At 64.6% G+C, this 23,456-nt stretch carries 18 protein-coding genes; 11 read left to right on the forward strand and 7 right to left on the reverse strand.

The annotated features are described in order from the left end of the window. Positions 1–5: 5 nt before the first annotated feature. The 6 genes from QAZ22_RS18690 to QAZ22_RS18715 all read right to left on the reverse strand — a co-directional run bounded on the left by QAZ22_RS18690 (position 6) and on the right by QAZ22_RS18715 (position 8,152). Positions 6–1,181: an MFS transporter gene (locus tag QAZ22_RS18690; protein ID WP_278202214.1), complete on the reverse strand. Its 1,176-nt coding sequence runs from the start codon at positions 1,179–1,181 to the stop codon at positions 6–8. A gap of 20 nt (positions 1,182–1,201) precedes the next feature. Then, positions 1,202–1,942, reverse strand: coding sequence for an NUDIX hydrolase (locus tag QAZ22_RS18695; RefSeq protein WP_278202215.1), 741 nt, complete (start codon positions 1,940–1,942; stop codon positions 1,202–1,204). 205 nt (positions 1,943–2,147) lie between these two features. Continuing rightward, entirely contained in the window at positions 2,148–2,564 is a 417-nt protein-coding gene (locus QAZ22_RS18700; RefSeq protein WP_278202216.1) for a DUF983 domain-containing protein, read from the reverse strand. Continuing rightward, a complete protein-coding gene (rnr, locus tag QAZ22_RS18705; RefSeq protein WP_278202217.1) occupies positions 2,564–4,882 on the reverse strand; it encodes a ribonuclease R in 2,319 nt (772 codons plus the stop codon). Before rnr ends, QAZ22_RS18700 begins: the two co-directional genes overlap by 1 nt. Positions 4,883–4,888: 6 nt before the next feature. Next, a complete protein-coding gene (gene topA, locus QAZ22_RS18710; protein ID WP_278202218.1) occupies positions 4,889–7,456 on the reverse strand; it encodes a type I DNA topoisomerase in 2,568 nt (855 codons plus the stop codon). Between the two features lie 318 nt (positions 7,457–7,774). Continuing rightward, positions 7,775–8,152 (reverse strand): hypothetical protein, encoded by a 378-nt coding sequence (locus tag QAZ22_RS18715; protein ID WP_278202219.1) that lies wholly within the window; start codon positions 8,150–8,152, stop codon positions 7,775–7,777. 167 nt (positions 8,153–8,319) lie between these two features. On the opposite strand from QAZ22_RS18715, the gene QAZ22_RS18720 reads away from it, so the two are divergent. The 7 genes from QAZ22_RS18720 (at position 8,320) to QAZ22_RS18750 (ending at position 14,979) form a co-directional block, all read left to right on the forward strand. Then, positions 8,320–9,066 carry a cytochrome c biogenesis CcdA family protein gene (locus QAZ22_RS18720; protein ID WP_278202220.1) on the forward strand — a complete coding sequence of 249 codons (747 nt, stop codon included), beginning with the start codon at positions 8,320–8,322 and terminating at the stop codon, positions 9,064–9,066. After that, a complete protein-coding gene (locus QAZ22_RS18725; protein ID WP_278202221.1) occupies positions 9,024–9,587 on the forward strand; it encodes a nuclear transport factor 2 family protein in 564 nt (187 codons plus the stop codon). Before QAZ22_RS18720 ends, QAZ22_RS18725 begins: the two co-directional genes overlap by 43 nt. Before the next feature lie 126 nt (positions 9,588–9,713). Next, positions 9,714–11,081 carry a bifunctional UDP-N-acetylglucosamine diphosphorylase/glucosamine-1-phosphate N-acetyltransferase GlmU gene (gene glmU, locus QAZ22_RS18730; protein WP_278202222.1) on the forward strand — a complete coding sequence of 456 codons (1,368 nt, stop codon included), beginning with the start codon at positions 9,714–9,716 and terminating at the stop codon, positions 11,079–11,081. 251 nt (positions 11,082–11,332) lie between these two features. Next, positions 11,333–13,156: a glutamine--fructose-6-phosphate transaminase (isomerizing) gene (gene glmS / locus QAZ22_RS18735; protein WP_278202223.1), complete on the forward strand. Its 1,824-nt coding sequence runs from the start codon at positions 11,333–11,335 to the stop codon at positions 13,154–13,156. A gap of 154 nt (positions 13,157–13,310) precedes the next feature. Further along, positions 13,311–13,598 carry a GIY-YIG nuclease family protein gene (locus QAZ22_RS18740; protein WP_278202224.1) on the forward strand — a complete coding sequence of 96 codons (288 nt, stop codon included), beginning with the start codon at positions 13,311–13,313 and terminating at the stop codon, positions 13,596–13,598. A gap of 241 nt (positions 13,599–13,839) precedes the next feature. Beyond that, positions 13,840–14,139: a HigA family addiction module antitoxin gene (locus QAZ22_RS18745; protein ID WP_278202225.1), complete on the forward strand. Its 300-nt coding sequence runs from the start codon at positions 13,840–13,842 to the stop codon at positions 14,137–14,139. Positions 14,140–14,223: 84 nt separating this feature from the next. Further along, entirely contained in the window at positions 14,224–14,979 is a 756-nt protein-coding gene (locus QAZ22_RS18750; protein WP_278202226.1) for a DUF502 domain-containing protein, read from the forward strand. Here the strand turns inward: QAZ22_RS18750 and recG are convergent. Further along, positions 14,931–17,039, reverse strand: coding sequence for an ATP-dependent DNA helicase RecG (gene recG, locus QAZ22_RS18755; RefSeq protein WP_278202227.1), 2,109 nt, complete (start codon positions 17,037–17,039; stop codon positions 14,931–14,933). The two genes, QAZ22_RS18750 and recG, sit on opposite strands and share 49 nt — an antisense overlap. A 93-nt stretch (positions 17,040–17,132) precedes the next feature. On the opposite strand from recG, the gene QAZ22_RS18760 reads away from it, so the two are divergent. From QAZ22_RS18760 to QAZ22_RS18775, 4 genes are all read left to right on the forward strand, one after another. Continuing rightward, positions 17,133–17,420: a succinate dehydrogenase assembly factor 2 gene (locus tag QAZ22_RS18760; RefSeq protein WP_278202228.1), complete on the forward strand. Its 288-nt coding sequence runs from the start codon at positions 17,133–17,135 to the stop codon at positions 17,418–17,420. Between the two features lie 14 nt (positions 17,421–17,434). After that, entirely contained in the window at positions 17,435–20,932 is a 3,498-nt protein-coding gene (mfd, locus tag QAZ22_RS18765) for a transcription-repair coupling factor (protein WP_278202229.1), read from the forward strand. 237 nt (positions 20,933–21,169) lie between these two features. Continuing rightward, on the forward strand, positions 21,170–22,543 hold the full coding sequence (locus QAZ22_RS18770) for a 3-deoxy-7-phosphoheptulonate synthase class II (RefSeq protein ID WP_278202230.1): 1,374 nt from the start codon (positions 21,170–21,172) through the stop codon (positions 22,541–22,543). Between the two features lie 190 nt (positions 22,544–22,733). Beyond that, a complete protein-coding gene (locus QAZ22_RS18775; RefSeq protein ID WP_278202231.1) occupies positions 22,734–23,438 on the forward strand; it encodes a hypothetical protein in 705 nt (234 codons plus the stop codon). The last annotated feature ends 18 nt before the right edge of the window (positions 23,439–23,456 follow it).

The raw sequence follows: 23,456 nt of genomic DNA on the forward strand, positions 1-23,456 counted from the left end.
TTCCGCTAAAGAATCTTCCGCACCAAACGGACGCAGACCAGCAGCATATAGGCGGCAAAGAACAGGGCCAGCGACCAGCCGAAGCCCGAGGGGCCGAAGGCGTCCATGCCGATGCCGATCGCCTGCGGGCCGATCACCATGCCGACACCGTAGCAGAGCACGAACGCGGCATTGGCGGAGGCAAGCTCATGACCGGAGAGCTGCGAGCCGAGATGCGCGAGGCCGATCGTGTACATGGCGGCGACCACGCCGCCCCAGACGAACAGAAGTGCCGCCATCAGATGCCAGTTCTGGGCGAAGAATGGCATGAACACGGTGCCCGCGAGACCGACCGTGGCGCAGGCCAGAAGCAGGTAGCGGCGGTCGGAGACGCGGTCGCTGATCATGCCGATCGGGATCTGCAGGAGCACGTTGCCGAGGCCGATCATGGTGAGCAGCAGCGCGGCGTCGGCCTCCGAATAGCCGATGCGGTTGCCATAGACCGGGAACAGCGAGAAGCCACCGGTTTCCACGGCGCCGAATACCAGCACGGCGAAGGTCGCGGTCGGCACCATCCAGATATAGCGCAGGAAATGGCTGGTCTCGCCGTCGGCGACGATCGCCGGGCTCTCGTTGCGGGCTGCGAGCACCGGAATGGCCGCGAGCGTCACCAAGCCTATGGTGACGCCGAACGGCAGGAAGCCGCTCGAGCCGAGATGCGCGAACAGCCAGGGGCCTGCGGCGAAGCCCAGCGACAGCACCGTGGCGTAGATGCCGAGCACGAGGCCGCGGCGATGCGGCGGCGCCGAGGTGCTGATCCAGAATTCCGACAGGATGAAGAGCACGGTCAGCGAGATGTGCAGCGCGACGCGAAGCGGGAACCACATCCAGAAGTCCGGCGCGAAATGGAAGCCGACGAAGGCAAGCGCGCCGGCGGCAATCATCAACAGCATGGTCCAGGCGACGCCGAGCCGCGTGGCAAGCGGCGTGGCGAGCGGGGCCCCGGCGATCGAGGCGAGGCCGGCGACCGCCGTGTTGAGGCCGATCATCGAGGCCGAGTGGCCGCGCGTTTCGAGGATGACGCTGAGCAGCGGCATGCCGAGGCCGATGGCGATGCCGACCACGCTGATCGAGGAGATCGCCGCGACCATCGGCAGCCAGTGTACGCGTTCGTCGCCCTTTTGCTGGGTATCGACCGTCATGGGATATGGATGCTCTGCTTCTAAAGGACTTCGCGGACGAAGCGGTTTCGGATGAGCCGGAAGAACGGCACGGCACCGCCAGGGCACAGCAAGGGATCGTGGGCGAGCCGCTTTTCCAGTTCTTCCAGGATCATGCGGGTGATGTCGGGAATATCGGCCTTGCGCGCCTCGGCGAGCGGCAGCCAGACGAGCTCTTCAAGCTCGTTGGTCGGACCGCCATCCGGCAACTCCACGGCGACGTCATCGCGCCAGGCGCTGAAGAAGCGCGTATCGAAACGGCGCACGCGGTTGGGTGGAGTTATCGCGCGGGCGATGAAGCGCAGGGCGTCCAATGACGGCGTCACGCCGTGTTCGACGAAACCCTGCCAGTCGCGCTTGGCGGTCGCGAACGGGCCCTTGCGGCCGATGAGCAAGCCGGCCTCCTCGTAAGTCTCACGGATCGCAGACAAGGCGATGGCACGCGCCCGAGCAGTGCTCGCGCGGCCTGGACCGCTGGCAAGCCTTGCCGCTTCCTCACGGTGCAGCGGAGCGGCGACGGGAATACGGCTGTCGGCAGGATCGGTGCGGCCGCCGGGGAAGACGAATTTTCCAGGCATGAAGGCATGCCCGGCATGGCGCCGGCCCATCAGCACCAGAACGTCGCTGCCGCTGCGGTCAAGCAGGATCAAGGTTGCGGCGTCGCGCGGACGAAGCGGCCGGCCGCCGTGCACGGCCAAGCCTTTATCGAGTTTATCGACATCCGCCTTGGTCATTCCTTCCATGCGCTCGACCTAGCGGAAACTTCTCGAATGCGAAAGTGGCTTGCGCGTTCGGGTCCTGCACCAGCCCGGACGAAAAGTCGCTGCTGGAGCAGCTCCAGGAAAAGTGTGCTGCGGCTTTCCATTCAAAATTGCTTAAAAACAGATGCTTGGAGCGGGACTGCGTTCTACCCGAACGTTGAGCCGCGGCCTGAGCCTAGGGATGCGGCTAAAACTCGTCCTTCTCGCTGCCGAAGCCATGCATATAGAGCGCCCATTGCAGGCCGATGACGGCGCCCTTGACCGGCTGCAGCAGCGCGACGGCCAGACCAAAGGTCAGGGGCACCCAGATCAGCGCGTGCTGCCACAGCGTGAGCGTCGAGGTCGCCTCCACGCCCATGAAGGCGCCAACCACGATGTGGCCGACGATGACGATCACCAGATAGGCGGGCAGGTCGTCGGCGCGGTGGTGATGCAGCTCCTCGCCGCAAACGCTGCATTTGTCGACGGACTTGGTGAAGGCATAGAACAGCTTGCCTTCGCCGCAATGCGGGCAGCGGCCAAACAGGCCGCGCTTGATCGCCGTCCACAGCGGACGCGCGACGCGGCCCGAATGATGCTCGCCGCCGAAAACCTGTTCTTCCATCACCTTCTCCTGCCGCGGGGCCCGAAGCGCGACTGCGATGCGCGGGCGCGGCCCTTGGCCTTGTGGAACGACCGTCGCGAGCCTGGCAGCGGCTTCGGATCGCTCAGCATCTCGAAACGCATCGCGCCGGCCATCGGCGCGACCTCGAGCAACCGAACCTCGACGCGGTCGGCAAGCTGATAGCCCTTGCCGGTGCGTTCTCCGAACAGGGATCGAGCGGTTTCGTCGTAGATATAGTAGTCGCCGCTCAAACTTGACACCGGGATGAAACCATCCGCGCCATATTGCGGCAATTGGACAAAGAGTCCCGCCTTGGTGACGCCGGAGATGCGCGCGTCGAAGGTATCGTTGATGCGCTCGGCGAGATAGGCGGCGATCAGCCGGTCGACAGTGTCGCGTTCGGCGGCCATGGCACGGCGTTCCGTGGCAGAGATCAGCGCTGCGACCTCCTCCAGCCGATCGGCCTCCTGCTGTGCCAGGCCGCCGGGGCCGAGGCCCAGCGCGGCAATCAGTCCGCGATGCACGATGAGGTCGGCGTAGCGGCGGATCGGCGAGGTGAAATGCGCGTAGCGCCTCAGGTTGAGACCGAAATGGCCGATGTTCTTCGGCGAATATTCGGCCTGGCTCTGCGAGCGCAGCACAACCTCGTTGACCAGCGCCTCGTTGTCGGCGCCGCGCACGCGCTCCAGAATACCGTTGAACTGTCCCGGCCGCATTTGCGCGCCACGCGCCAGCGACAGGCCAAGCGTGTGCAGGAATTCCCGCAGCGATTCCTGCTTGGCCAGAGAAGGCGCGTCATGGATGCGAAAGACGAGAGGTTCCTTCTTGCCTTCAAGCGTCTCGGCGGCAGCGACATTGGCCTGGATCATGAACTCTTCGATGAGCTTGTGGGCGTCGAGGCGCTCCGGGACGACGACACGGTCGACGGTGCCGTCGCTCTTGAGCAGTATCTTGCGCTCCGGCAGGTCGAGCTCCAGCGGCTGGCGGGCGTCGCGGCCCCGCTTCAGCACCGCATAGGCATCCCAGAGCGGCTTCAAGACGCTGTCGAGGATCGGCCCGGTCTTGTCGTCGGGCATGCCGTCTATCGCCGCCTGCGCCTGCGGGTAGGCGAGCTTCGCAGCCGACTTCATCATGACACGGTGGAAGGAGTGCCTGAGCTTGCGGCCTTCCGCGGAAAAGGTCATGCGCACGGCGATGGCCGGCCGATCCTCGCCTTCGCGCAATGAGCAAAGGTCGTTGGAGATGCGCTCCGGCAGCATCGGCACGACGCGGTCCGGGAAATAGACCGAGTTGCCGCGCTTCAACGCCTCGCGGTCGAGCGGCGTGCCGTAGCGGATATAGGCCGCGACGTCGGCGATCGCCACGGTGGCGATGATGCCGCCGGGATTCTTCTCGTCGGTATCGGACGTGGCAAAGACGGCGTCGTCATGATCCTTGGCGTCGGCCGGATCGATGGTGACCAGCGGCAGGTCGCGCCAGTCCTCGCGGCCGGCAAGCATTGCCGGTTTCATCGCATCGGCTTCGGCAATCACATCGGCCGGAAAGACGTGCGGAATGTCGTGGGCGTGGATGGCGATCATCGAGACCGCCTTCTCGCTGGTCAGCGAGCCCAGCACTGCCAGCACCTTGGCGCGCGGCAGGCCGTAGCGAGAGGCGCGGGCCGGCTCGACCTCGACCAGGTCGCCGTTTTTGGCGCCGTTCTGGAATTCCTTGTCGACGATGAGCTCGGGCTGGCGCCGCTCCGCCGGCTCGATCCGAAAGCTGCCGTCCTTCAGCACGCGGAAGACGCCGAGCACCGCTTCGCTGCGCTTCTCGAAGACCTTCATCACCCGCCCGGTGTAGGCGGGGCCGCCATGGACGGCACTTGCATCGTCAGTCGGGAAGGTCTTGGCGAGCACGCGGTCGCCGACGCCGGGGACGGGGCCGCTGGCGCCGCGCGAAATGCGGATGGCAATGACGGGCGGCGAGCCGGGACCGGTATATTCGCTCGGATTGGCCAGCAGCACGCCGTCGGCGTCGCGACCGACAATGTCGAGCACGGCGACATGCGGCACGGCGCCGGCGCGGGTGTGGCGTTTGCGGTCCTTCGTCAGCAGGCCCTCGTCCCGTAAGTCGCGCAGCAGGTCCTTCAGCCAGATGCGGTCCTCGCCACGCAACGCGAAAGCCTTGGCGATCTCGCGCTTTCCGGAGCGATCGGGATTCTCGGCGATATAGCGCAGGATTTCGTCACGCGAGGGCCGGTAGTCGTCCTTGACACTGGCCCTGGTGTCGGCGCTGCGCGGATCGCCGTGGCTTCTTCCGGAGATCCTGCGCGCCACGTCCTGCTATCCTTTCTTGGCTGCCCTGCGGAACGGCTTCTTGCCGCCTCCGCCCTTGGCTTCCTTTTCGGCGATCAAAGCGAGCGCCTCTTCCATCGTCACCGACTGCGGGTCCTTGCCCTTGGGCAGCGTCGCATTGACCTTGCCGTAATTGACGTAAGGCCCATAGCGTCCGTCCCGGACGACGATCTTGCCGCCGCCGTCGGGGTGGTCGCCCAGTTCCTTCAACGCCGCAGGCGTGGCGCCGTTGCGGCCGGCCTTGCCCTTCTGCTGCTTCTCGGCGATCACCGAGACGGCGCGGTTCAGGCCGATCGAGAAGACGTCCTCGATGCTTTCCAGATTGGCATAGGTGCCGTCGTGCAGCACAAAGGGCCCGTAGCGCCCAAGGCCGGCGGAGATCATCTTGCCGGTCTCCGGGTGCTTGCCGACGTCGCGGGGCAGGGCCAGCAGGGCCAGCGCCTTTTCATGATCGATCGACTCGGCCGTCCAGCCCTTGGGCAGGCTCGAGCGCTTGGCGTCCTTGCCTTCGCCGCGCTGGATATAGGGGCCGAAACGGCCGCTGCGCAGCGTGATCTCCTCGGCAGTGTAAGGATCCTTGCCGAGAAGCTTGACCCCGTCCTCGCCATTGCCATTCTCGCCATTGGGATTGGCGGCGTCGCCAAGCTGGCGGGTGTAGGAACATTCCGGATAGTTCGAGCAACCGACGAAGGCGCCGAACTTGCCGAGCTTCAGCGACAGATTGCCTGAGCCGCATTTCGGGCAGATGCGCGGGTTCGAGCCGTCCTCGCGCGCCGGGAAGACCAGCGGCGCCAGTTCGTCGTTGAGCGCGTCGAGCACGTCGGTAACGCGCAGTTCCTTGATGTCGTCGACCGCGCCGGAAAAATCCTTCCAGAAGTCGCGCAGCACATCCTTCCAGGCGAGCTTGCCGTCGGAGATCTCGTCGAGCTTTTCCTCGAGCGAAGCGGTGAAGTCATATTCGACATAGCGCTCGAAAAAGCTTTCGAGGAAAGCCGAAAGCAGCCGGCCCTTGGCCTGCGGCACCAGCTTGCGCCGGTCGATGGCGACATAGTCGCGATCCTCCAGCGTCTTCAGGATCGCCGTATAGGTCGACGGCCGGCCGATGCCGAGTTCTTCAAGCTTCTTGATCAGAGATGCCTCGGAATAGCGCGGCGGCGGCTCGGTCGTGTGCTGGGTGGCGTTGATCGCCTCGCGTGCAAGCTGCTCATTGGCTCGGATCTCGGGCAGGCGGCGGCTTTCCTCGTCCTCGGCGTCCTCGTCCTTCTGGTCGGTGTAGGCGGCGATGAAGCCGTCGAAGCGGATGACTGAGCCGACCGCGCGGAGCTCCGCCGTGCGGGCGCCGTTGACGGCCTCGATCTCGACCGTGGTGCGCTCGATCTCGGCCGGCTGCATCTGGCTGGCGATGGCGCGCTTCCAGATCAGCTCGTAGAGCCGTGCCTGGTCGGCATCGAGATATTGCCGGACCGATGCCGGCGTGCGCTTGAAATCGGTCGGGCGGATCGCCTCATGCGCTTCCTGGGCATTCTTGGCCTTGACCGAATAGTAGCGCGGCTTTTCGGGCAGGTATTTTGCGCCGAACTCGTTCACGATGGCATCGCGCGCGGCATCGATCGCCTCCGGCGCCATCTGCACGCCGTCGGTTCGCATATAGGTGATGAGGCCTGCTGTCTCGCCGCCGATGTCCATGCCTTCGTAGAGCTTCTGCGCCACCTGCATGGTGCGGTTGGCCGAGAAGCCGAGCCGCGAGGAGGCGGCCTGCTGCAGCGTCGAAGTGGTGAAGGGCGGTCCGGGGTTGCGCTTGGTGGGCTTGGCTTCGACCGACAAGGCCTTGAAGGTCGCGCCTTCCAGCATCGCCTTGATGTCGTCGGCCTGTGCCTTGTTGGCGATGTCGAGCTTCTGCAGCTTCTTGCCGGCATAGGCAGTCAGCCGCGCCTCGAAGCTGTCGTTGCGCGGCGTGTTGAGGATGGCGGCGATCTGCCAATATTCCTCGCGGATGAAGCGCTCGATCTCGGATTCGCGATCGCAGACGAGGCGCAGCGCCACCGATTGAACGCGCCCCGCAGAACGGGCGCCGGGCAGCTTGCGCCACAGCACCGGCGAGAGCGTGAAGCCGACCAGATAGTCGAGCGCGCGGCGAGCGAGATAGGCGTCGACCAGCGGCGCGTCGATCTGGCGGGGATTGGCCATGGCTTCGAGCACGGAAGACTTGGTGATGGCGTTGAAGACGACGCGGCTGACCGGCTTGTCCTTCAGCGCGCGCTTCTGCCGCAGCACTTCCAGCACATGCCAGGAAATCGCCTCACCCTCGCGATCCGGGTCGGTGGCGAGGATCAGCCCGTCGGCGTCCTTGACCGCCTTGGCGATGTCGGCGAGACGCTTGCCGGAGGCGGTGTCGACCGACCAGGACATGGCGAAGTCCTCGTCCGGGCGCACCGAACCATCCTTGGCCGGCAGATCGCGGACATGGCCGAACGAGGCCAGGACCTTATAGTTCTTGCCCAGATATTTGTTGATTGTCTTCGCCTTGGCCGGCGATTCGACGACGACGACGTCCATGAGGTCTCTTATCAGCTGTGAGGCGGCGGAAGAACTCCGCGGCGCACGACGAAATCCCACTCTTTTCGTCGCTCACATGGCCGCGCTTTTGCAATCGGTCAAGGGGAAGGACCCAATTTGCGGACCCGCCGGGGGCGATACACTCTTAGAGTGTATGGCGAAGATCACATTTTTTGGGAGGAAGGTTCGTATCTCGGAGCACGGAAGAATCGGGTCACCGACGCATGTCGACACACAAGCGACATCGACGCAGGCGCGCCATCAGCGACGCAACCAGGCGGGCGCCGAAAGATATCCGGCAGCCCACCCGGATAAAAATCAGTCGGCCGCGACAACGTGCCATGCGCCGGCGACGCCTTCGCCGGTCACGTCACCGGCCTTCTTGTCCTTAACGTAAGTGTAGACCGGCTTACCGTCATAGGCCCACATCTTGGTGCCGTCGGTGCGCTCCACGATCGTCCATTCGTCATCCGCCTTGGCACCGGCCTCGGCGTTCAACGGCGGCCAGTTGGCGGCGCATTTGTCGTAGCAGTTGGATTTACCCTTCTCGTCCTTGTCATAGGTGTAAAGCGTCATGCCCATGGCATCGGTATAGATCTTCTTGCCGCCGACTTCGGCCTCTTTCCATGCCTCGGCGGCGTGGGACGCGGCGGTGCCGAGCAACAGGGCCGCGAGCCCGAGTGCAATCGATTTCATGGCAATCTCTCCCTGAGAACAAGCACGCGGCAATCGCGCGCTGCCAAATCAACGCACGGGGAAGGCCATTTCTTCCTCGGTCGGGCGACCGCGTGCCACACAATGGTGATTGGCATGGAGGCCCGCGCATCGCTATATCGGCGCCAGCACAATCGGGGCCAGATGAAATGGCATTGGACATCGGCTATGTCAGCGCGGTCGGGGCAGGGGCGATCTCGTTCCTGTCGCCATGCGTGCTGCCGCTGGTGCCGCCCTATCTCTGCTACATGGCGGGCGTGTCCGTCGACGATTTCCGCGGCAATCGGGGCGTGACGGCACGGGAAGGCGCGCGCGGCGCGCTGCTCTATGCCTCTTTTGCCTTCGTGCTCGGCTTCTCGACCGTCTTCGTAGCGCTCGGCGCGGGCGCCTCGACCATTGGCCGTCTGCTGCGCGTCTGGCAGGAGCCGTTGGCGATGGTGGCGGGCGCGCTGATCATCGTCATGGGGCTGAACTTCCTCGGCATCTTGCGCATCCCGCTGCTGTCGCGCGAGGCGCGCTTCCAGTCGCAGGGCAAGCCGGCCAACATGGTCGCCGCCTACGTCATGGGACTGGCCTTCGCCTTCGGTTGGACGCCTTGCATCGGCCCGGTGCTCGGGCCGATCCTGACGCTGGCCGGCGGCCGCGAGACGGTGGGCGAGGGTGCGTTGCTGCTTGCCGCCTATTCGCTCGGCCTCGGCATTCCTTTCCTGATCGCGGCGCTGTTTTCCGGCGCCTTCATGCGCTTCCTCGGCAAATTTCGCGTCCATCTCGGCCGTGTCGAGAAGGCGATAGGCGCGCTTCTGGTCGTCGCCGGCGTGTTCTTCCTGACCGGTGGCGTGCAAAGCGCGTCCTATTGGCTGCTGGAGAATTTTCCGATGCTGGGGAGGTTGGGGTAAGCCGGGTTCAGGAACGGGAGCGAGCGCTCGCGTTGATGAAACCGAATCCGCGGACTTTTTCGCAAAGGAGCGATGCTGGCGAGATGATATCCAGGGCGGACGCCGAGACGTTCTTCAAGACGTATGCGAAGGTCTTCAACGACGCAATTGCCGGCGACGTCGGTCTGGACGACGTTGCCGCGATCTACTCAACCGGCTTTGTCTCGGTGACGCCGGCAGGTGTCATGGTCGGCGAGAATGGCCAGCGATTGAAGGAGGTCATGAAGAAGGGCTTCGAGGCCTATCGGGCGATCGGCACGAAGAAAATGACCTGCGGAGGCGTTACGGTGATGCCCATCGACCAGGATCATTGCGTGGCCAAAGTGCAATGGTCAGGCGACTACGAGCGCAAGAACAAAGATCGCCTTACCATCGACTTCGAGGTTAGCTACCTCGTCGAGAGGCGCGATGGCGATCTGAAGGTCTTTGGCTGGATTGCAGGTGACGAACAGGCTGAATTCAGAAAGCACGGCCTTTTGTAGTCGCCGCCGGAGACCTGCCAATTAAGCGTGAACTGCTTCGCCATCTCACCGGAATTTAACCGCATTGGTACAGCATCACGCCGCTGTTAGCATGCATTGATTCAGCTTTCATATGGTTGCCCTTTCATGAGCCAGAGATCCTGCCTGTCCGTCATCCTCGCCGCCGGCGAAGGCACGCGCATGAAAAGCGTGATGCCCAAGGTGCTGCACGCCATCGCCGGCCTGCCGATGGTGGCCCATGTCGTGAAAGCCGCCGAGGCCGCAGGGGCAACGGGTCTCGCGCTGGTGATCGGCCATGGCGCGGAAGAGATGAGGAAGGCGGCGCAGAAATTCGCGCCGAAAGCCGAGACTTTCGTCCAGGAGGTACGGCTCGGCACCGCACATGCCGTGCTTGCCGCGCGCGAAGCGATCTCAAAGGGTTACGACGATATTCTCGTGATGTTCGGCGACACGCCGCTGATCGATGCGGGGGCGCTCGCCGCCGCGCGGCAGAAGCTGGCGGAAGGTGCTGCCGTCGCGGTGATCGGCTTCCGCCCGCCCAATCCGACCGGCTACGGCCGGCTGATCGAAAAGGGCGGCCGGTTGGTCGCCATCCGTGAGGAAAAGGACTGTTCCGAGGCGGAAAAGAAGATCGGCTTCTGCAACGCCGGGATGATGGCGGTCGCGGGCAAGCATGCGCTTCGACTGCTCGACAAGGTCGGCAACAACAACGCGAAGGGCGAGTTCTATCTCACCGACATCGTCGAGATTGCCGGCGCGGAGGGCCTCGACGTGGTGGCCACCGAGGCGGGGTTCGAAAATGCGCTCGGCATCAACAACCGGGCCGAGCTCGCCGAGGCGGAAGGCATCTGGCAGGCGCGCCGGCGGCGCGAGGCGATGCTTGCGGGCGTGACGCTGATTGCGCCGGAAACCGTCTATTTCTCGCACGACACCGAAATCGGCGCCGATACGATCGTCGAGCCGAATGTCTGGTTCGGGCCGGGCGTCAAGATTGCCACCGGCGCCACGATCCATGCCTTCAGCCATCTCACGGGCGCCACCATCGGGGAAAACAGCGAGGTTGGGCCGTTCGCGCGACTGCGTCCCGGTGCCGATCTCAGAAAGAGGGCCAAGGTCGGCAATTTCTGCGAGGTCAAGCAGTCGACCGTCGAGGAAGGCGCCAAGGTCAACCACCTGACCTATATCGGCGACGCGCGCGTCGGTGCTGGGGCAAATATCGGCGCCGGCACCATCACCTGCAACTATGACGGCTATTCGAAATTCTTCACCGACATCGGCGAGGGCGCCTTTATCGGCTCGAACTCGTCGCTGGTGGCGCCGGTCTCGATCGGCAAGGGCGGCTACATCGCCTCGGGCAGCGTGATCACCGAGAGCGTGCCCGACGATGCGCTTGCCTTCGGCCGCGCCCGCCAGAAGACCCTGCCCGGCAAGGGCAAGGAACTGCGGGAACGCTTCGCCTCGGTCGCGGCGGCAAGGAAGAAGGCTGCGGAGTAACGCCGGCACGTAGTTAGGCGGCTTTGCCGAAGGCCGCCGCGGTCGTGATCTGAGCCAAGGGATGAACGATCGGAAACCAAGGCTCTGAAAAGCCGAGCAATTCGAGTAATGGGATTGCAACGACGGCCTGGCATGGTGCATCGGTCGCAAAACCGTTCCTGATGACACGGAACGAAACGCAAAGTGACTTTCGCGGCAGTCCGGCAATCCCTAGATAACGCTGGGTTTCCGCATGAAATCGGGGGCAGGGCATGTGCGGTATCGTTGGAATTGTCGGCCATTCGCAGGTCGCGCCGCTGATCGTCGATGCGCTGAAGCGGCTCGAATATCGCGGTTATGACTCTGCCGGCGTCGCCACCATCGAGAAGGGCGAGCTCGGCCGACGCCGCGCCGAAGGCAAGCTGATCAACCTCGAACGCCTTCTGAAGGAAGACCCGCTTGACGGCACGATCGGCATCGGCCACACGCGCTGGGCGACGCATGGCGTGCCGAACGAGACCAACGCGCACCCGCATTTTTCCGACGGCGTCGCCATCGTCCACAACGGCATCATCGAAAACTTCGCCGAGCTGCGCGACGAGCTCTCCCGCGATGGCTACAAATTCTCCTCGCAGACCGACACCGAAGTCGTCGCGCATCTGGTGGCGCGGGAACTCACCAAGGGGCTGAAGCCGGTCCAGGCCGCGCATCAGGCGCTGAAGCGGCTGTCCGGCGCCTTCGCGCTGGCGATCATGTTCAAGGGCGACGAGGACCTGATCGTCGGCGCCCGCAACGGCCCGCCGCTCGCCGTCGGCCATGGCGACGGCGAGATGTTTTTGGGGTCGGACGCCATCGCGCTGGCGCCTTTCACCAACGCGGTCACCTATCTGGAAGACGGCGACTGGGCCGAAGTGCGTCGAAACAGCGTCACCATTTATGACATCGACGGCAACAAGGTCGACCGCAGGCGCCAGCAGTCGCTGTCGACCAGCTTCATGGTCGACAAGGGCAACCGCCGGCATTTCATGGAAAAGGAAATCCATGAACAGCCGGAGGTGATCTCGCACACGCTGGCCCATTACGTGGATTTCGTCGCCGGCGTCTCGAAGCCGCTCGAGCTGCCCTTCGACTTCGCCGAGATCGGCCGGCTGGCGATCTCGGCCTGCGGCACCGCCTATCTCGCCGGGCTGATTTCGAAATACTGGTTCGAGCGCTACGCGCGGCTGCCGGTCGACATCGATGTCGCCTCGGAATTCCGCTATCGCGAGATGCCGCTGTCGGCGAACGACGCGGCCTTCTTCATCTCGCAGTCGGGCGAGACCGCCGACACGCTGGCCTCGCTGCGCTATTGCCGCAAGGCCGGCATGACGATCGGCGCGGTCGTCAATGTGCGGGAATCGACCATGGCGCGCGAATCCGACGTCGTGCTGCCGACGCTTGCCGGCCCGGAGATCGGTGTCGCTTCGACCAAGGCCTTCACCTGCCAGCTATCGGTGTTGGCTTCGCTGGCTGTGCGGGCTGGCGTGGCGCGCGGCTCGATCTCGCGCGACCAGGAAAAGCAGCTGGTGCGCGAGCTTTCCGAGGCGCCGCGCTACGCCACCCAGGTGCTGAAGCTCGACGAGCAGATCGAACGCATCTCGCGCGAGCTCTCCCGCTACAAGGACGTGCTCTATCTTGGCCGCGACACCAATTTCCCCCTCGCCATGGAAGGGGCGCTGAAGCTCAAGGAAATCTCCTACATCCATGCCGAAGGCTATGCCGGCGGCGAGCTGAAGCACGGGCCGATCGCGCTGATCGACGAGAACATGCCGGTGATCGTGATCGCGCCGCATGACCGCATCTTCGAAAAGACGGTGTCGAACATGCAGGAAGTGGCGGCGCGCGGCGGCAAGATCATCCTCATCACCGACGCCAAGGGTGCGGCGCAGGCGGGCATCAAGGCGATGGAGACGATCATCCTGCCCGATGTGCCGGAAATCATCGCGCCGATCATCTACGCGCTGCCGATCCAGATGCTCGCCTATTTCACCGCCGTGTTCATGGGCACTGACGTCGACCAGCCGCGCAATCTGGCGAAATCCGTGACGGTGGAGTAGGCTTCGCCAGCGGTGGACCGAAACGCACCTTCGTCATCCACGGGCGGAGCAGGAGCGGAGCTCCTGCGCAGACCCGAGGATCCATTCCGTGACCTTACAAAGAATGCAGCCCATCAGAATGGTCGCTTGATCATCCATCCGTTATACTTCATGCATGACGGGTTATGTTTATATGACTGCGAGCAAGAAGCGCGGCACCATCTACATCGGAGTAACAAACGATCTGGCCCGTCGAGTGCCAGAGCATAGGTCCGGCGAAGGCTCGCGCTTTACCGGGCGTTATGGCGTGCAGCGCTTGGTCTGGTACGAGGAATATTTCGACATCCGGGATGCCATCCAGCGCGAGAAGTCGCTGAAACGCTGGCCGCGCCAATGGAAGATCGAACTGGTCGAAAAGACCAATCCGGAGTGGTTTGAGCTTTTTCGCGGCACCGGGTGGTAGCGCCTATTCTGCACCGCTTCTATCCGGCCGAAGCGTCACGGAATGGATCCTCGGGTCTGCGCGCGTCGCTTCGCTCCATGCTCCGCCCGTGGATGACGAGGGGAAGGATGTTTCGGCTAATCGCGAACCTAAGCAGCTTTCATTTGGAGCGTTGAAAGCCGTTACCTTGCAGTGGCTTTGTACCATAGCATGATACATGCTGGGAGGCGCGCTCGCCCTAACCCTTTGAGGATACCGAGCTATGCTCAACTTCGCACGCCCTATCCATCCTGGGGAATTCCTGCGCGAGGAGTATCTTGTTCCCCTTCGCATGAGCGCCGGCGCATTGGCGCGGAAGCTCAACCTGCCGCGTACTCGTATCGAGCGTATCGTAAAGGAGGAGGTCGGCCTTACTCCCGATACAGCTCTTCGCCTTGCCAGATTCTTCAACACCACACCCGAGTTCTGGATGAACTTCCAGAAGGCCTACGAGCTTGAGACCGAGGCGAGAAAGATCGCGGCGGAACTCGAAAAGATTGTGCCGCTGGACGCAGCGGCATGACCAACGCTCTTTAAAAACTTCGCAGTTCCAAACCGGCTCGCGGTTCACTAATCTCGGCGCTGCAACCTGCGCCGCGGTGAACCTATGTCCGATGCTCTGAAGACCTCTGGCATGACCCGGCTCAGGAATTATTTCCTGACCGGCTTCATCGTCTGCGCGCCGCTGGCGATCACCGCCTATATCGCCTGGTCCCTCATCGGCTGGGTCGATTCCTGGGTGAAGCCTTACATCCCCGCCCGCTACAATCCCGACACCTATCTGCCGTTCCCGGTGCCCGGCTTCGGGCTGATCGTGGCGCTGGTGCTGATCACGCTGATCGGCTTCCTGACGGCGAACATCGTCGGCCGCGCCATCGTCAATTTCGGCGAGCGGCTGCTCGGCCGCATGCCGCTGGTGCGCGGCATCTATGGCTCGCTGAAGCAGATTTTCGAGACGGTGCTGTCGAACAAGGGCGATATGTTCCGCCAGGTCGGCCTTGTCGAATATCCGCGCAAAGGGGTCTGGTCGCTGGTCTTCGTGGCCAGCGAGAAGGAAACCGAGATCAACCAGAAGCTCGACCAGGAAGGCGATCCGCTGGTCGCGGTGTTCATGCCCTGCACGCCGAACCCGACCACCGGCTTCCTGATGTATGTGCATAGATCCGAGATCGTGCTGCTCGACATGACGATCGAGGACGGAGCCAAGCTGATCGTTTCGGCCGGCATGGTGGCGCCGGAGGTCAAGGCCAAGCTGGTGACGCTGAACGGCGAGCCTGTCGAGGGGGCGCTCGCCAACCCGGCGCTGGGTGCCGCTCAGCCGGCGCGCAGAAGCCGCACGGCCTCGTCGCGCCCGAACAGATAAAGCAGCAGCCGGAGCGCCTGGCCGCGTTCGGACTGCAGTTCCGAATCGCGCGACAGGATCAGCCGGGCGTCGTCGCGCGCGGCCTCGAGCAGATCGGCATGGAACTCGATGCGCGCCACCTGGAAGCCTGGGGTGCCGGACTGGCGGGTGCCCAGCAGCTCGCCTTCGCCGCGCAGCTTGAGGTCCTCCTCAGCGATGCGGAATCCGTCCTCGGTCTCGCGCATCACCGACAGCCGGCGCTTCGCCGTCTCGCCGAGCGGATCCTTGTAAAGCAGCACGCAAGAAGAGGGCCGGTCGCCGCGCCCGACCCGGCCACGCAACTGGTGCAACTGCGCAAGCCCGAAGCGTTCGGCATGCTCGATGACCATGATCGTCGCGTCCGGCACGTCGACGCCGACCTCGATGACGGTGGTCGCTATCAGGATGCGCGTCTCGCCCTGCTTGAAGGCGCGCATCGCCTCGTCCTTCTCCGCACCCTTCATTCGGCCATGCACCAAGCCGATCCGGTCGCCAAACAGCGGTTTCAGAGACGCGAAACGGTCCTCCGCCGACATCAGCTTGATCTCTTCGGATTCCTCGACCAGAGGGCAGATCCAGTAGATTTTCTGACCTTCGGCGACGGCATCGCGCATGCGCCCGACCAATTCGTCCAGCCGCTCCATTGGCAAGGTGACGGTGCGGATCGGCTGCCGGCCGGCCGGCTTCTCGGTGAGCTTCGAGACGTCCATGTCGCCAAAGGCGGTCAGCACCAGCGTGCGCGGAATGGGGGTCGCCGTCATCACCAGCATGTCGGGCGCATCGCCCTTGGCGGTAATCGCCAGCCGCTGGTGGACGCCGAACCGGTGCTGTTCGTCGACGACGGCAAGGACGAGGTCGTGGAACGTCACCGTCTCCTGGAACAGCGCATGCGTGCCGACGACGATGTCGATCGCGCCACTGGCAAGGCCTTCGAGCGTCTCAGCGCGCTCGCGGCCTTTTTCGCGGCCGGTGAGGATGGCGACGCTGAGGCCGGCTTTCTCCGCGAGCGGCTCGATCGTCGCCAGGTGCTGGCGCGCCAGGATTTCGGTCGGCGCCATCAGCGCCGCCTGGCCGCCGGCCTCGACCGCGCGCCCCATGGCGAGCAACGCGACCACCGTCTTGCCGGAGCCGACGTCGCCCTGCAGCAGGCGCAGCATGCGCTCGGGATCGGCGAGGTCGGCATTGATTTCGCCGAGCGCGAATTCCTGGCTGGGCGTAAGCTTGTAGGGCAGGGCAGCGCGCAGTTTCTCGACGACGCGGCCGTCGCCGGTGAGCGGCCGGCCCGAAAGACGGCGGATTCTGGCCCGCACCAGCGCCAGCGACACCTGGCCGGCCAAGAACTCGTCGTAGGCAAGGCGTCGCCAGGCCGCGCCCTCGACGGCAACGTCGATGGGGTCCTTCGGGTAATGGATGCGGCTGAGCGCATCGCCGAAAGACGGAAAGCTGTGCCGGCGCATGAAGGCCTCGTCCTGCCATTCCGGCAGCTCCGGCAGGCGGCCGAGCGCCTGTCCGATGGCGCGGCGCAGCACTTTTGCCGACAGGCCGGCGGTGAGCGGATAGACGGGCTCGACCAGCGGCAGGCCGTCGGCCTCGTCGATCGGCGCGATATGGTCGGGATGGACCATGGTCGGGCGGCCGTTGAACCACTCCATGCGGCCGGAGATCACGACACGTTCGCCCTCGGGAAGCATCTTCTGCAGATAGGCGGCATGGGCATGGAAGAAGGTCAACGCGACCTCGCCGGTGTCGTCATGGGCGTAGACGCGGTAAGGCACGGACCTGTTGCCGCGGGGCGGCGGCTGATGGCGGTCGACCCGCACCTCGAGGGTCACGATCTGGCCTTCGGCCGAGAGCGCGATGCCCGGCCGGTTGCGGCGGTCGATCACCGTGTTGGGCAGCACGAACAGAAGATCGCCGGCGCGCGCGGCGCGATCGCCGAGATCGGCCGGCACGACCCGCTCGATCATGGTCGCGACTTTCGGGCCGATGCCGGCGAGCGAGGTGATCGGGACGAACAGGGGATCGAGGATGGAAGGACGCATGGTGTCAGCTTATGTCGCGACGGCCGCAGCGCAAAGGCTGACACCGGTCGCTATCCACGCTATATGCGCCGCTTCGAACAGGGATACGGCGCGATGACCGGAACACAGCGATCAAGCGAGGGGTTGGATGCCCGCCGCCGCAAGCTCCTGTTCCGCTCCTGGCATCGCGGCATGCGCGAGATGGACCTCATCCTCGGCTCCTTCGCCGATGCCGAGATCGGCGCCTTGACCGACGACGAAATCGACCAATATGAAATGCTCCTCGAAATCCCCGATACTGAATTCCTGCCGATGATCATCGGCGAACGCCCGGTTCCGCCCGATATCGATTGCGCGGTGCTGCAAAAGATCCTGGCGTCGCGCCGGACCGTGACATTTTGAAAAACGCATAACCCATGAGCCTCATTCCTTCCATCGGCCTGCCCAAGGGCCGCGCCGGTCAATTCATCGTCGACGGCGTCGCCGACGGCTACGAAGCCTTCGCGCTGGTGCGGACGGCGCAGGAGATCGCGCCCGACAAGCCGGTGCTGTTCGTCGCGCGCGACGGCCAGCGGCTGCCGGCGATCATCGATGCGCTCGCCTTCGCGGCGCCCGGCCTGCCGGTGCTGGAACTGCCTGCGTGGGATTGCCTACCCTACGACCGTGTCTCGCCGGGCGCCGATGCCGCCGCGCGGCGGCTCGACGCGCTTTCCGCCCTCATTGCGCTCGCCAAGAAGCCGCATCGCGCCGTGGTTCTCACGACGGCCAACGCGCTGCTGCAACGCATTCCGCCGGCCGGGCTGATCGAAGCGCAGACATTTCATGCCAAGCCCGGCAACCAGATCGATATGAACGTGCTGATCGCGCGGCTGGAGACTTCCGGTTTCGAGCGCGTGCCGACCGTGCGCGACGTCGGCGAATTCGCGGTGCGCGGCGGCATCCTCGACCTCTTCGCACCCGGCTGGAGCGAGGCGCTGAGACTGGACTTTTTCGGCGATACGCTGGAATCGATCCGCGTCTTCGACGTGGCGACCCAGCGCACCACCGGGCAGCGCAAGTCGATGGCGCTGCAGGCGATGAGCGAGGTGGCGCTGACGCCGGAGACGATCAGCCGCTTCCGCCGCGCCTACATCGAAGCCTTCGGCGCGCCGTCGCGCGACGACGCGCTCTACGCTGCCGTCAGCGAGGGCCGGCGCTTCGCCGGCATGGAGCACTGGCTGCCGTTCTTCTACGAGCGGCTGGAGACGGTGTTCGACTATCTGCCGGATGCGCCTGTCATCTTCGACCATCTGGCGCATGAGGCACTGGCCGAGCGTCACACGCTGATCCTCGATCACTACGAGGCGCGCCGGAAGCAGGCCGACGGCGCGCTGAAGGATGCGGTGCCCTATAAGCCGGTGGCGCCGGACCTGCTCTATCTCTCGCCGGAGAATCTCCGCGCTTCGCTCGGGCCGCGCGAAGACATCGACTTCACCGTCTTCGATGCGCCCGATGTCGGCGGCAAAAAAGTCTTCCACGCCGGTTCACGGCAGGGCCGCAGCTTTGCCGAGGAGCGCGCCGACCCCAACATCAACGTCTTCGACATCGTGGTGAAGCATATCGCCGATGAACGCGCCGCGCGCCGCCGCGTCATCGTCGCCGGCTGGACCGAAGGCTCGCTCGACCGGCTTGGCCAGATTCTGGCCGAGCATCATCTCGGCAATCTGAAGCCGGTCGCGACGCTTGCCGAGGTCGAAAAGCTCGAGCCGGGGCAAGCGGGGCTCGCCGTGCTGCCGCTCGAATCCGGCTTCGAGACCGACAATATGGTCATCGTCGCCGAGCAGGACATTCTCGGCGACAGGCTGATCCGGCGTTCGAAGCGCAAGAAGAAGGCCTCCGACTTCATCGCCGAGGCGTCCTCGCTGTCTTCCGGCGACATTGTCGTCCACGCCGACCACGGCATCGGCCGCTTCGTCGGACTGCGCACCATCGAGGCGGTCGGCGCGCCGCATGACTGTCTCGAAATCCACTATGCCGGCGACGACCGGCTGTTCCTGCCGGTGGAAAACATCGAGCTTCTGTCGCGCTACGGTTCGGATTCGGCGGAAGCGACGCTGGACAAGCTCGGCGGCGGCGCCTGGCAGGCGCGCAAGGCAAGGCTGAAGCGGCGCCTGCTCGACATGGCCGGACAACTGATCCGCATCGCCGCCGAGCGGCAGATGCGTGCCGCGCCCACGATGATCCCGGCCGAAGGCCTCTATGGCGAGTTCGCCGCGCGCTTCCCCTATGAGGAAACCGACGACCAGCAGACGGCGATCGATTCCATCATGGACGACCTCGGCGCCGGCAAGCCGATGGACCGGCTGGTTTGCGGCGACGTAGGCTTCGGCAAGACGGAGGTGGCGCTGCGTGCCGCTTTCATCGCGGCGATGGAAGGCTTCCAGGTCGCGGTCGTGGTGCCGACGACGCTGCTGTCGCGCCAGCATTTCAAGACCTTCTCGCAGCGCTTTTCCGGCCTGCCGATCCGCATCGCTCAGGCCTCGCGCCTGGTGGGTACCAAGGAACTGGCCGAGACCAAGAAGGGGATCGCCGACGGCACGGTCGATATCGTGGTCGGAACGCATGCGCTGCTCGGCAGCTCGATCTCGTTCAAGAATCTCGGCCTCCTGATCATCGACGAGGAGCAGCATTTCGGCGTCAAGCACAAGGAACGGCTGAAGGAGCTGAAGAACGACGTGCATGTGCTGACGCTGTCGGCGACCCCGATCCCGCGCACGCTGCAGCTGGCGCTGACCGGTGTGCGCGAGCTGTCGCTGATCGCCACGCCGCCGGTCGACCGCATGGCGGTGCGCACCTTCATCTCGCCCTTCGATCCGCTGGTCATCCGCGAGACGCTGCTGCGCGAACGCTATCGCGGCGGCCATTCCTTCTATGTCGTGCCGCGTATCAGCGATCTTTCGGAAATCCATGATTTCCTGAATGAATCCGTGCCGGAGCTGAAAGTGGCGGTCGCCCACGGGCAGATGCCGGCCGGCGAACTCGACGACATCATGAACGCCTTCTACGACGGCCAGTACGACGTGTTGCTGTCGACCACCATCGTCGAATCCGGCCTCGACATTCCGACCGCCAACACGCTGGTCATCCATCGCGCCGACATGTTCGGGCTGGCGCAGCTCTACCAGCTGCGCGGCCGCGTCGGCCGCTCGAAGGTGCGCGCGTATGCGCTGTTCACGCTGCCGGCCAACCGCAAGCTCACCGACACGGCCGAGCGCCGGCTGAAGGTGCTGCAGTCGCTCGACACGCTCGGCGCCGGCTTCCAGCTCGCCAGCCACGACCTTGACATCAGGGGCGCCGGCAATCTGCTGGGCGAAGAACAGTCCGGCCACATCAAGGAGGTCGGCTTCGAGCTCTATCAGCAGATGCTGGAAGAGGCGGTGGCCGAGGTGAAGGATTCCGGAGAGGTGCAGGACGGCGGCTGGTCGCCGCAGATCGCGGTCGGCACGGCCGTAATGATCCCGGAGAGCTACGTGCCGGACCTGCAGCTCAGGATGGCGCTCTACCGCCGCCTCGGCGACCTCGAAACCACAGAGGAGATCGATGGTTTCGGCGCCGAGCTGATCGATCGGTTCGGGCCGCTGCCGGAGGAAGTCACGCATCTCCTGAAGATCGTCTTCATCAAGGCGCTGTGCCGCAAGGCCAATGTCGAAAAGCTCGATGCCGGCCCCAAGGGCGTCGTCATCCATTTCCGCAAGCGCGAGTTTCCCAATCCGGTCGGGCTGGTCAAGTTCATCGGCGAGCAGGGCTCTCTGGCCAAGATCAGGGCTGACCACAGCGTGGTCTTTATCCGCGACTGGCCGAATGCCGAGAAGCGCCTGGCGGGCTCGGCCGTGGTGATGACGCAACTGGCGCGGCTGGTCGACAAGGCCGCCTAACGGCTTCAACACGACGCTCCGGTGGCCCAAGTCATTCGCCACCACTGAAAAACCCGGCTAGAATAGGCAATCGGCTTCGTGTAAGGAGCCGCCACCTCATACCGGGGCTGAAATGGCGAGCGAGGGCGTTCGCCGGTTTGTTTGACGCAATTCCGGAGGGCGGGCTACGGCGAAGTCGCCGAGCCTAACCGCTTCGCATTTCCGGGAATTGCTCTGAAAGGGCGTTTGGGTGCAGCGATGACGAAATGGTCGCCGAATTCGTGGAGAGCAAAGCCGATCAAGCAGGTCCCGGCCTATCCGGACCTTGCGGCACTGCAGGCCACGGAGGCCCGGCTCGCCACCTACCCGCCGCTGGTCTTTGCCGGTGAGGCGCGCAAGCTGAAGAAGCAACTGGCTGCGGTCGCAGCCGGCGAAGCGTTCCTGCTCCAGGGCGGCGACTGCGCCGAGAGCTTTGCCGAGCACGGCGCGGACAACATCCGCGACTTCTTCCGCGTCTTCCTGCAGATGTCGGTGGTGCTTACCTTCGCCGGCGCGCAGCCGGTGGTGAAGGTCGGCCGCGTCGCCGGCCAGTTCGCCAAGCCGCGCTCTTCCGACAACGAGACCAAGGGCGGCGTGACGCTGCCGAGCTACCGCGGCGACATCATCAACGGCATCGAATTCGACGCCTCCTCGCGCATCCCGGATCCGGCACGGCAGGAGATGGCGTACCGCCAGTCGGCAGCGACGCTCAATCTGCTGCGCGCCTTCGCGCAGGGCGGCTATGCCAGCCTGGAGAACGTGCATCGCTGGATGCTGGGCTTCGTTGCCGATAGCCCGCAGGGCGAGAAATACGAGTCGCTCGCCACCCGCATAACCGAGACGATGGATTTCATGCGCGCGGTGGGCATTACCTCCGAGACGAATTTCGCGCTGCGCGAGACCGATTTCTACACCAGCCACGAGGCGCTGCTGCTCGGCTACGAGGAGGCGCTGACGCGCGTCGACTCGACCTCCGGCGACTGGTACGCGACCTCCGGCCACATGATCTGGGTCGGCGATCGCACCCGCCAGCCCGACCATGCGCACGTCGAATATTGCCGCGGCATCAAGAACCCGCTCGGCCTGAAATGCGGTCCGTCGCTGACGCCGGACGGCCTGCTCGAACTGATCGACCTGCTCAATCCCGAGAACGAGCCCGGCCGGCTGACGCTGATCGCGCGCTTCGGGTCCGACAAGGTCGCCGAGCATCTGCCGAAGCTGGTGCGGGCGGTGAAGAAGGAAGGCCGCAACGTGGTGTGGTCGTCCGACCCGATGCACGGCAACACGATCGAAGCGGCCGGCTACAAGACGCGGCCGTTCGACCGCATCCTCAAGGAGGTGCAGACCTTCTTCGAGGTGCATCGCGCCGAGGGCACGCACCCGGGCGGCATCCATGTCGAGATGACCGGCAAGAACGTGACCGAATGCACGGGCGGCGCCCGCGCCATCACCGCGGAAGACCTGCAGGATCGCTACCACACGCATTGCGATCCGCGGCTCAACGCCGACCAGGCGATCGAACTGGCCTTCCTGGTCTCGGATCTGCTCAAGAAAAGCCATCCAGTCCAACACAAGCAGGCCGCCAACGCCTGAAAGGTTTGCCGGCAATCGGACCAGGCGCCGGAGAGATCCGGCGCTCGTTTCGTTTTAGGGCTCGGTCGCGAGGCGCCATCCGCCAAACCTTACGAAAATTTATAGTTCCACGACCATCGCGAGACCAAGATTGAGGTGGAGGTGTCGCCGCCGCGGCCGAGAAAGCCGCGCACACGGCACAGGTTCCACCATGCGGCACGAGCATGCCATCATCCATCACCGCGCGATCGACTTCTGGTCGGCGCGGGCGGCGGTGCTTGTCGTCATCTGCCTGCAGCTTCTCGTCATCAACGATCTGTCGTTCGGACCGCGCTGGCTCGCGCCCGCGATCGAGGCGGCGCTGCTCGTGCCTTTGTCGATTGCAACGGCCTGGACGCAAATGGCGACGCATAAGGCCGTCGACCACGAGCATTGGTACGCGATCGGGCGGTTCCGCGTCTGCATCCGCCGCACCGCCTTGGTCATGACCGGCGTCATCAGCATCATGAATTGCGGCTCGCTGGTCTTTCTGGTCCAGAAGCTGCTCGAAGGCCATGCCGGCGCCGGCACGACGCTGCTGGTCGATGCGCTCAACATCTGGGTCACCAACGTCATCGTCTTCGCGCTGTGGTTCTGGAGCACGGATCGAGGCGGCCCGCCGACCTGCGGCCTGGTCAAGCGCGCGCATGCCGATTTCCTGTTCCCGCAGATGACGCTGCCCGATCGCGAAACCCGCGACTGGCTGCCCGGCTTTGTCGATTACGCCTTCCTGGCGTTCACCAACGCGACGGCGTTCTCGCCGACCGACACCTTGCCGCTCAGCCAGCGCGCCAAGTTGTTGATGATGGCCGAAGCGATGATCTCGCTGCTGACGATCGCGCTGGTGGCCGCGCGCGCCGTGAACATCTTGGCATGAGCCTTAAAGTCTTTGCTC

Source organism: Mesorhizobium sp. WSM4906 (assembly GCF_029674625.1).
Taxonomy (GTDB): Bacteria; Pseudomonadota; Alphaproteobacteria; order Rhizobiales; family Rhizobiaceae; genus Mesorhizobium.

What these genes read in the sequence shown, in the direction of transcription:
- QAZ22_RS18690 (WP_278202214.1), bottom strand. Translation starts at nt 1,181, where the DNA reads ATGACGGTCGATACCCAGCAAAAGGGCGACGAACGCGTACACTGGCTG.
- QAZ22_RS18695 (WP_278202215.1), bottom strand. Translation starts at nt 1,942, where the DNA reads ATGGAAGGAATGACCAAGGCGGATGTCGATAAACTCGATAAAGGCTTG.
- QAZ22_RS18700 (WP_278202216.1), bottom strand. Translation starts at nt 2,564, where the DNA reads ATGGAAGAACAGGTTTTCGGCGGCGAGCATCATTCGGGCCGCGTCGCG.
- topA (WP_278202218.1), bottom strand. Translation starts at nt 7,456, where the DNA reads ATGGACGTCGTCGTCGTCGAATCGCCGGCCAAGGCGAAGACAATCAAC.
- QAZ22_RS18715 (WP_278202219.1), bottom strand. Translation starts at nt 8,152, where the DNA reads ATGAAATCGATTGCACTCGGGCTCGCGGCCCTGTTGCTCGGCACCGCC.
- QAZ22_RS18720 (WP_278202220.1), top strand. Translation starts at nt 8,320, where the DNA reads ATGGCATTGGACATCGGCTATGTCAGCGCGGTCGGGGCAGGGGCGATC.
- glmU (WP_278202222.1), top strand. Translation starts at nt 9,714, where the DNA reads ATGAGCCAGAGATCCTGCCTGTCCGTCATCCTCGCCGCCGGCGAAGGC.
- glmS (WP_278202223.1), top strand. Translation starts at nt 11,333, where the DNA reads ATGTGCGGTATCGTTGGAATTGTCGGCCATTCGCAGGTCGCGCCGCTG.
- QAZ22_RS18740 (WP_278202224.1), top strand. Translation starts at nt 13,311, where the DNA reads ATGACGGGTTATGTTTATATGACTGCGAGCAAGAAGCGCGGCACCATC.
- QAZ22_RS18745 (WP_278202225.1), top strand. Translation starts at nt 13,840, where the DNA reads ATGCTCAACTTCGCACGCCCTATCCATCCTGGGGAATTCCTGCGCGAG.
- QAZ22_RS18750 (WP_278202226.1), top strand. Translation starts at nt 14,224, where the DNA reads ATGTCCGATGCTCTGAAGACCTCTGGCATGACCCGGCTCAGGAATTAT.
- recG (WP_278202227.1), bottom strand. Translation starts at nt 17,039, where the DNA reads ATGCGTCCTTCCATCCTCGATCCCCTGTTCGTCCCGATCACCTCGCTC.
- QAZ22_RS18760 (WP_278202228.1), top strand. Translation starts at nt 17,133, where the DNA reads ATGACCGGAACACAGCGATCAAGCGAGGGGTTGGATGCCCGCCGCCGC.
- mfd (WP_278202229.1), top strand. Translation starts at nt 17,435, where the DNA reads ATGAGCCTCATTCCTTCCATCGGCCTGCCCAAGGGCCGCGCCGGTCAA.
- QAZ22_RS18770 (WP_278202230.1), top strand. Translation starts at nt 21,170, where the DNA reads ATGACGAAATGGTCGCCGAATTCGTGGAGAGCAAAGCCGATCAAGCAG.
- QAZ22_RS18775 (WP_278202231.1), top strand. Translation starts at nt 22,734, where the DNA reads ATGCGGCACGAGCATGCCATCATCCATCACCGCGCGATCGACTTCTGG.